7 protein-coding genes and 1 pseudogene are annotated in these 6,481 nt (G+C 43.2%); all 8 read right to left on the minus strand.

Annotated elements, in window-relative coordinates:
* Positions 1–497, minus strand: a 497-nt coding sequence (locus tag SORDD27_RS10255; protein ID WP_330997325.1) for an L-threonylcarbamoyladenylate synthase, incomplete at its 3' end; no start/stop codon positions are given.
* Between the two features lie 26 nt (positions 498–523).
* Positions 524–1,117 carry a 3-isopropylmalate dehydratase small subunit gene (gene leuD / locus SORDD27_RS04190; RefSeq protein ID WP_049536560.1) on the minus strand — a complete coding sequence of 198 codons (594 nt, stop codon included), beginning with the start codon at positions 1,115–1,117 and terminating at the stop codon, positions 524–526.
* Between the two features lie 9 nt (positions 1,118–1,126).
* Positions 1,127–2,509 carry a 3-isopropylmalate dehydratase large subunit gene (leuC, locus tag SORDD27_RS04195; protein WP_061427513.1) on the minus strand — a complete coding sequence of 461 codons (1,383 nt, stop codon included), beginning with the start codon at positions 2,507–2,509 and terminating at the stop codon, positions 1,127–1,129.
* Between the two features lie 3 nt (positions 2,510–2,512).
* The gene (locus SORDD27_RS04200; RefSeq protein ID WP_000700089.1) at positions 2,513–2,782 is read right to left on the minus strand and encodes a DUF1294 domain-containing protein; all 270 of its coding nucleotides are present in this window, start codon (positions 2,780–2,782) and stop codon (positions 2,513–2,515) included.
* Entirely contained in the window at positions 2,779–3,816 is a 1,038-nt protein-coding gene (gene leuB / locus SORDD27_RS04205) for a 3-isopropylmalate dehydrogenase (RefSeq protein WP_061427515.1), read from the minus strand. Before leuB ends, SORDD27_RS04200 begins: the two co-directional genes overlap by 4 nt.
* A gap of 11 nt (positions 3,817–3,827) precedes the next feature.
* Positions 3,828–5,390 (minus strand): 2-isopropylmalate synthase, encoded by a 1,563-nt coding sequence (locus tag SORDD27_RS04210; RefSeq protein ID WP_061427517.1) that lies wholly within the window; start codon positions 5,388–5,390, stop codon positions 3,828–3,830.
* Positions 5,391–5,704: 314 nt separating this feature from the next.
* Entirely contained in the window at positions 5,705–6,361 is a 657-nt protein-coding gene (locus SORDD27_RS04215; RefSeq protein WP_061427519.1) for an MmcQ/YjbR family DNA-binding protein, read from the minus strand.
* A gap of 36 nt (positions 6,362–6,397) precedes the next feature.
* A pseudogene (locus SORDD27_RS10260) lies at positions 6,398–6,481 on the minus strand (copper homeostasis protein CutC); the annotation flags it as partial.

The raw sequence follows: 6,481 nt of genomic DNA on the forward strand, positions 1-6,481 counted from the left end.
TCTACCTTACCACGGTTTCCTTTACCAGATGGGTTGGCTGATGAGGCATAGACCATTTTACCTTCTTCCCAAAGTTTAGCAGCCAGTTGTTCACCAGCTTTACCAAACTTGATGACAAAACAGCTAGTACCACGAACGTCAGTCATGAGTTCTTCACGGCCATCACCGTATGCTTTGAGTTTTTCAAAAGCTTCTGGTTTCCATGGAAGGATACAACCAAGGAGAATATCTTCATCCCAATGTTTTTGGTAGAAGGCTTCAATTTCTGGGTTGAGTTGTGCTAAAGCGCGTAGCTCGTCCATGCTACCACAAAGTACAACACCTGGTTTGTTACGGTTACGCTCTTTGGCTTCAAATTTGCGTTCAAGACCTGCCTTATCGCTCGTCATGATAATGTAACCAACTTTTGTGGGGCAAACGATACATCCGCCCTCACCTTTTAAAATGTCATAGCCTTCTTGAGAAAGTGTTCCGTTCCATTGAATGTGTTTTGTCATAGTTCTATATTTCCTTTTCTATTTTTCTAATCCTGCCAGTAGGCCGGTCGTTGTTTTTCATAAGCAGCAATCAAGTCTTCATACTGCAAAGTAATACCGATATCATCCAAACCATTTAAGAGCTTGTGTTTCCACTCGCTATCGATTTCGAAAGTGAATTCTCCAACTGGTGAGATGATTTTTTGTTGTTCCAAGTCCACAGTTACCTGGTCGGTCGGTTTGAGTTGGGCTAGTTTCTCTCTAACCTCTCTAGGCTGAACAATGGGCAACATGCCATTATTGAGTTCATTATTGTAATGAATGTCCCCGAAAGATCCTGCAATCACGACCTTAAAACCATAGTCGGCTAGAGCCCAAGCCGCGTGTTCTCTCGAAGAACCTGCCCCAAAGTTATCCCCTGAGATGAGGATACTGGCTTTTCGGTATTCAGGTCGGTTAAAGACAAAGTCTGGATCCTCAGTATACTTGTCGTCTAGATAACGCCAAGCATACATGAGGTACTTACCAAAGCCTTTTTTATCAATTAACTTGAGAAACTGCTTGGGGAGTATTTGGTCGGTGTCGATGTTATCATTCATGAGAGGAACGGTCGTTCCCGTATAAACTGTAAATTTCTCCATATCCTCTCCTTACTGGGCCTCTGGCATTTGCCGAACATCTACGAAACGCCCTGCGATAGCCGCTGCCGCTGCCATGGCTGGACTGCAGAGATGGGTCTTAGCGCCAAATCCCTGTCTGTCTTCAAAATTGCGGTTACTAGTTGAGGCACAGTGAACACCATCAGGGACCTTGTCAGGATTCATCCCTAGGCACATAGAGCAACCTGGGTCTCTCCACTCAAAGCCAGCGTCTAAGAAAACCTTATCCAAGCCCAACTTCTCCGCAGCTCGTTTGACAGGACGCGATCCTGGTACTACGATTGCTGTTAGATTGGGAGCAATTTTCTTCCCTTTAACAAATCGCGCAGCCAGCTGTAAGTCACTGAGCCGAGCATTGGTACAAGACCCGATAAAGATATAGCCTAGTTCAATGTCCGCTGGCTTTTGACCAGGCTCCAAGTTCATGTAATGATAAGCTCGTTCATCATTCATATCCTTAATTTCTGGGAAGCTACTGTCAAAGTCGACGCCCATAGCAGGATTTGTTCCCCAGGTCACCATAGGAGCCAAGTCAGAGACATCCATCTGGATAACCTTATCATAGACAGCATCCTCATCACTGACAAGCGTCTTCCAGTCAGCAACCGCCTCTTCGAAATCTTCTGGAACGCATTCCCGTCCCTTGAGATAGTCATAAGTCGTCTGATCTGGATTCATGATGCCCATCTTAGAACCAAACTCGATGGACATATTGCAGATGGTCATTCGCTCTTCCATGGTCAGAGCATCAATCGCTTGCCCACGATATTCCACCACATAGCCTACACCACAAGCAACGCCGTACTTGGCAATCAAGGCTAAAATGTAATCCTTAGAATAAACTCCTTTTTGAGGAACACCAGTGAATTCTACCAGCATTTTCTTGGGTTTGACCTGCCAGAGGGTCTGGGTCGCAAAGACATGCTCAACCTCACTAGTCCCAATCCCAAAGGCGATGGCTCCGAAAGCTCCGTGAGTAGCTGTATGGCTGTCTCCACAGACAATGAATTTCCCTGGTTGAGTTCTTCCTGTTTCTGGACCTACCATGTGAACGATACCTTGTTTTTCAGAACCATGGGCCGCATGTTCAATCCCGAATTCCTCAACATTCTCAGCTAGCTTGTCAATTTGAGCCTTGGAAATGACATCTCGTATATCGTAGATATTAACTGTTGGGACATTGTGGTCAAAGGTTCCAAATGTCAAGTCTGGTCGTCTCAATCTGCGGCCTGCATCTCGTAATCCTTGAAAAGCTTGGGGACTAGTCACTTCATGAATATAGTGCTGGTCCACATACATGAGTTGGGGCTGCCCTTCTTCTCCTGTGATGACATGGCGGTCCCATAATTTATCAAAAATCGATTTTCCTGCCATCCATTACCTCCAAATAAAATATAAGGCTACTAGTGTGGTCACCATCCCGAGAAACCAAACTGTTTTAAAATACCATTTTCTAGTCTTGTGGTGAAAGGTGATTCCTGCCAACCAGGCACCAAAACCACCACAAGTAAAGGCTAAAATGAGTAAGATTTTCTCTGGGACGCGCCAAGCACCTCTTCTTGCCTTGGATTTGTCAATGCCATAAATCAAGAAAATCAGCAAATTCCAAATCAAGAGGGCAAGCGTGATTCCTTCATTTATCTTCATAATCTTTCAATGATGGCTTCTGTCATTTCCCTGGTCGAAGCCTGTCCTCCAATATCTCTTGTTAAAATGCCAGCCGCTAAACTAGCTTCAACAGCACGCTCGATATGCTCTGCATCCTCATAACGACCAAAGCTATCTCTCAACATCATGGCCACTGATAAAATCATGGAGATAGGATTTGCAATTCCTTGACCTGCAATATCAGGAGCTGAACCGTGAATGGGCTCATAAAGGCTTGGACCTTTTTCAGAATGACTAGCTGATGGCATAACACCAAGAGTGCCTGATAGAACGCTTGATTCATCAGATAAGATATCTCCGAACAGATTCTCCGTTACGATGACATCGAACTTGGCAGGATTAGTAATCATAAGCATAGCAGCTGAGTCCACCAACTGGTGTTCCAAGGTTACATCTGGAAAATCTTGCGCAACTTCCTCAGCTACTCTCCGCCAGAGTTTTGATGTCGCTAGAACGTTTTGCTTATCGATACTAGTAACGATTTTTCTGCGACTTCTTGCAATTTCAAATGCCTTGCGAATAATCCGCTCTACTTCTTCGTAGCTGTAGTCGTTGATATCACGCGCTTTTCGCTCTTCAAGGATATGATCCCCAAAGTAAATCCCACCTGTCAACTCACGCACCACGACAAAGTCTACACCAGCAATTCGTTCCGGTTTGAGAGGTGATAAATGCTTGAGACTGTCAAAGATTTTTACAGGCCTAATATTGGCATAGAGATTGAGTTCCTTACGAAGAGCTAGCAAGCCTTGTTCAGGCCGAATCGCCGCCCCATCATACTGGGGACTACCGATAGCCGCAAGGAGAATAGCATCTGCTTCTCTACATGCCTTGAGGGTTTCATCAGGTAAGGGATGCCCCACAGCATCAATACCCGCACCTCCAAAGGGGCGTCTGTCTATCTCATAGTCAAATCCTGTTTTTGAAGCTAGAGCTTCCAGAACCGCTAAACCAGCTTCCATGATTTCTGGACCGATTCCATCCCCTGCTAGAGCTACTATTTTCTTTGTCATAGCCTTCTCCTTTACACACTAGGCATGTCTCGGTAGGAAACGCTATGCCCCATCTCACCTGCATTCTCTTTTTGAACAAAAGTATTGGCATTGATATAGGCAATAGCGGAAGCCTTCAATACATCGAAATCAAGACCTGCTGCGTTAAAGATGGTTTCGGTATCTCTGTTTTCAACAGTGACCAAAACCCGAGCTTGGGCATCGATTCCATCTGTTACAGCATCAATGGTATAGGACACCAAGCGGACAGATTGGTTAAAGAACTTATCGATAGCGTTAAAGATTGCTTCAACGGAACCTTGCCCTGTCGCATTGAATTCGACTTTCTCACCATCCATATTGGCTAGGCTAACGAGCGCTTCAATCTCATTATCTGCATGGGTTTGAAGTTGCAAATCATCAAAATGGAAGCCTTCTGGATTTTCAACCATGGTTCCAGCTACCAGAGCTCGAATATCTGCATCTGTGATTTCTTGTTTCTTGTCCGCCAGTGCCTTGAACTTAGCGAAGAGTGGTTTGATATCCTCTTCTGTAAAATCTAGAGCCAATTCTCTTAGTTTCTCAACAAAGGCATGGCGACCAGACAATTTACCAAGTGGAAGGCTATTACTCTTAACACCGACCAATTCAGGTGTGATGATCTCATAAGTGAGAGGATTTTTAAGGACTCCATCTTGGTGAATGCCCGATTCATGAGAGAAGGCATTGCCACCAACGACAGCCTTGTTTTTAGGAACTGGAATACCAGAGAAGCGAGAAACCATTTCAGACGTATTCATTGTTTCATCCAAAACAATATCACTAGTTGCTTGGAAGAAATCCTCACGAATCTTCAAAGCAACAGCTACTTCTTCAAGAGCAACATTACCTGCGCGTTCACCGATACCATTAATAGTTCCCTGGACACGTCCAGCACCGTGTTTAATTGCTGTCAAAGTATTTGCAGTTGCCATACCGAGATCATCGTGACAGTGGACACCAAAGACAACTTTATGATCTGATTTAATATTTTCAGTCAAGTGATCAAAGATACGTGCAAACTCTTCTGGAGTCGTAAAACCAACTGTGTCAGGGATATTGATATAAGATGCACCTGCATCAACCGCTGTTTGAACGACTTGTAAGAGGAAATCCAACTCTGTTCTAGTCGCATCCTCAGGAGAGAATTCGACGATTTCAAACTTAGAACGTGCGTAAGAAACATGCTCCTTAATAGCTTCTAAAATCTCTTCCTTGCTTTTATTGAGCTTATACTTGCGGTGAATCGGACTTGTAGCGATAAAGACATGAATTTGAGGATATTTGGCATCCTTAAGAGCCTCATAACAAGCATCAATATCAGATTTTACAGAACGAGCTAATCCTGTCACTGCTGTTTTTTTCATGGCTTTAGCAATTTTTTGAACGGCTATAAATGAATCTGGACTAGCAGCCGGAAAACCAGCTTCAATTACAGAAATTCCCCATTTCTCCAGCTGTCTTGCAATGGAAACTTTTTCCTTTATTGAAAAGTTAACACCAGGTGTTTGTTCCCCATCACGAAGGCTTGTATCAAAAAATTCAACTTTACGCATAAGATTTCCCCTTTTCCAAATGTGGTTTTAAAAAAACATCTCGCTCAGAAGCCCAAGCGAGATGTTGATTTACTCCCGCTTGGTAAGCCAAACAGGACTAATGCTTTTGCACTAGCCCGAGTACCTCAACAACAAAGCAAATTGATTAAACTTAGCTGTTTTCATGTTTGACTTTCTCCTTCGTTTGATATCTTGTTTAGTATTTTAGCATAGCTAAAAACACTTGTCAAGAAAAAATCCATTATTTTCTGAAAATTTCTTCAGTAAAGAATATTTTGCTAATTGAAAGTATTTGAAAACTCAAGTAACTTTCCTTATTTTTTCACAGTCAAGTTCCAACTTTTTTCGATGAGTTCTATCACTTCTTCATCTTGCAAACTATCATCAAGTGCCAGACTAAGCCAGTAGCGTTTATTCATATGAAAAGCTGGATAAATACCCTTTTGTGAAAACAGGTCAGCTACTTGGTCGTGTTTGAGGTTGACTGCTTCGACTAGCCCTTCTCTCCCCTTTTCCAGCTTATCCCATGGGATTCTCATCAAAACAGCATACCACTTTTGATTGCCTTCATGACGCAATACAGCTGTATCAGGCGACTTTTCCCACAGATACTCCAACGGATCACCATACTTTTCCTGAACCTTATCCATGATACGCTTAGTCTGAGGGCAGATAAAATCCTGTACATCAAAGCAAGCCTTCCGAATCTGGTAAAGAATCTCCAAACAAGCCTCACGGACACTTCCGACAAAACTCCCACGCATGCTTTCCATATGAACTTGGGGATAGAGATCTCCCGTTTCCTGGTCAAAGACAAGAAAACTCACATTATCAGGAGTGATGGAGACTGTCATGGAAAAGTCACCTTGCAAAATCTGGCAACTATAGATCCAGACTTCTCCATTTTCTACAAAACCATAGTCTCTGGCCTTTTCTTTATTAAACTGATAGGATTTAAAAATTTCAAACATAAGTGAAAACTGCTACCAAAAGCTAGCAGTTCCTTTCTATTTTTTAAAAGACACCTTAGTTCCATGCAATTGTGTCACGCCCAGCTGGTCGATAAAGGTTTGACGGTTATCCAAGTCAAT

This window comes from Streptococcus oralis, from assembly GCF_001579025.1.
GTDB classification, from domain to species: domain Bacteria; phylum Bacillota; class Bacilli; order Lactobacillales; family Streptococcaceae; genus Streptococcus; species Streptococcus oralis_X.